1 pseudogene is annotated in these 247 nt (G+C 56.3%); it reads left to right on the top strand.

Features of this window, described 5'->3' with window-relative positions:
* Positions 1–247: pseudogene (locus AC6EMZ_RS23490) on the top strand (hypothetical protein); the annotation flags it as partial.

Genomic DNA, 247 nt, shown 5'->3' with positions numbered 1-247 from the left:
GTGGACTGGCCAGAAAGGGGGCAAACAGCGATATCACTGAGCTGAAAGGGCTTACTACTGCGCTATCTGTTGCACAAGGCGGTACCGGGGCAACGAAGGCAGAAGACGCTCGCACAAACCTCGGTTTGGGAAGTAGTGCCACGAAGGACGCTGGCACGACGAATGGAAATATCATTCAGGTCGGTGGGTTTGGGATTGGCGCTGATGCCTCACTGGCCAGCCATCTTGCTAGCCTGACCGAAGGCTA

The organism is Enterobacter sp. SCRI0065 (genome assembly GCF_059766475.1).
This window is presented reverse-complemented; position numbering and strand designations above follow the sequence as displayed.